The following is a 1735-nucleotide window of genomic DNA, read 5'->3' on the forward strand; positions in this document are numbered from 1 at the left end:
CGGCCCGCGGCGGGCGGGCACTCGTCGGCGTCCGCGTCCCCGGCGGCCGGCCCCGCCCCGGCGGCCGAGCGGCCGCGCGTCGTGACGCCGGCGGTCTTCCAGCCCCTCGTCCCGCGTCCCGCCGCGCCCCGCACGCCCGTCGACCGCGGGGCCGACGGCACCGTCGGCACCGTCGGCACCGTGCCGTCGACCGGGGCGCCGGCCGCACCCGAGGCCACCCCGGCTGCCCCGGCTGCCCCGGCCGCCTCGACCACCCCGGACGACCCGGCCGACCGCGCCGCGGCCGCCGGCGCCGGGAGTCGTGCGGCCGCCCCCCTGACCGCTCCCGCCGCCACCCCGGCCACCGACGTCCCCCCGACCCCCGCCCTCGAGCCGCCGGCGGAGGCCCGCCCGGGCACCGCAGGCACCGCGGGCACCGCAGGCACCGCAGGCGCCGCAGGCGCCGCCGCGGACGGCGCGGACGGTGCGGCCGCCGGAGCGGCCGGGACATCCGGGACGGCCGAGCAGGCCGGCACGGCGGAGACGGCGGGTGCGCGGCTGCGGCGCGAGCTCGCCGCCGTCGGCGTGCCGGACGCGCTCGTGGGTCCCGACGAGCCGACGCTCGCGTCCGTCGTCGCCCGCATCCCCTCCGCCCCGGCGGCGCCCCGGTCGCCCGGCGGCGTGCTCGTCGTCGTCGGGACCCCGGAGGCGGCCTCGGCCGTGGCCGGGCTCCTCGTCGACCGCGTGGGCGCGGGGGAGGGCGGGCTCGTCCGCGCCGGACGGCTCGTGCCCGGCAGCCCGCGGCCGGCCGGCCGCACCCTCGCGGCCGCGTCGTCGGCGACGGCGTGGCGCACCGGTGCGGGCGGCGCCCGCCACCCGTGGGTCGTCGCCCTCGGCGTGGGGGAGGAGCCCCAGCACCGGGCCGACGCCGCCCGCATCCTCAAGGCGCTGCGCCCCGACGCCGCGTGGGCCGTCGTCGACGCGCGCCTCAAGCCGCGCGACCTGCGCCGGTGGCTCGACGAGGTGGCCGGCCCGGCCGGGGTGACCTGGTCGGCGCTCGCGGCCCGGCACGTGCTCGACACGAGCGAGCCCGGCACGGTGCTCGACCTCGGCGCCCCGGTCGCCCTCGTCGACGGCGCGCCCGCCTCCTCCGTGGCGTGGGCGGCCGCGCTGGGCCAGGCCCTGGGCCCGGCGTCCGGCTGGTCCTGACGCCGGGCGGGGACGCGGCCCGGGCCCCCTGGGGGCCGGCGCGGCCGGGCCGGTGCTCGCGCGCCCTCGCGCCGACGCGTCGCCGTGACGGACCGGGCACCGCCCGTCGACCCGTGCTCGGGCGGAGGAGCAGGTAGGGTCGCGCCATGCTGGTCCTCAGCCGCCGCGTCGGCGAGCGTCTCGTGATCGGTGACGGCATCACCGTCACCGTCATCGAGGTGCGTGGTGACGGCGTGCGCCTCGGCATCGACGCCCCCCGTGAGGTGCGGGTGCACCGCGCCGAGGTCCTCGAGGCGGTCACCGCCGCCAACCGCGAGTCCGTCGCGGCGGACGAGGCGACGGCCGAGGCGCTCCGCGCCCTCGTGCCGGCACGTCCCGACGGCGCCGCCGAGGCGGGGGCGGCCTCCGCCGCCCCGGGCCTGGACGGCGGCGGGGACGGACCCGCGGTCGACGGCTCCGTGGTCGACGCACCTGCGCCCGAGGGCACCGACGGCACCGGGCACCCGGACGGCACGGACGGCACGGACGGCACGGACGGCACGGACGG

1 protein-coding gene and 1 pseudogene are annotated in these 1735 nt (G+C 82.9%); both read left to right on the plus strand.

Going from position 1 to position 1735, the window contains the following annotated elements; genetic code table 11:
- Positions 1-1188, plus strand: a pseudogene (locus EJA20_RS18440) (hypothetical protein); the annotation flags it as partial.
- A gap of 146 nt (positions 1189-1334) precedes the next feature.
- Positions 1335-1735 (plus strand): carbon storage regulator CsrA (csrA, locus tag EJA20_RS19810; protein WP_205687589.1); only part of this gene is annotated, 401 nt, incomplete at its 3' end.

Source organism: Cellulomonas endophytica (assembly GCF_004123805.1).
In the GTDB taxonomy this organism is placed as follows: domain Bacteria; phylum Actinomycetota; class Actinomycetes; order Actinomycetales; family Cellulomonadaceae; genus Cellulomonas; species Cellulomonas endophytica.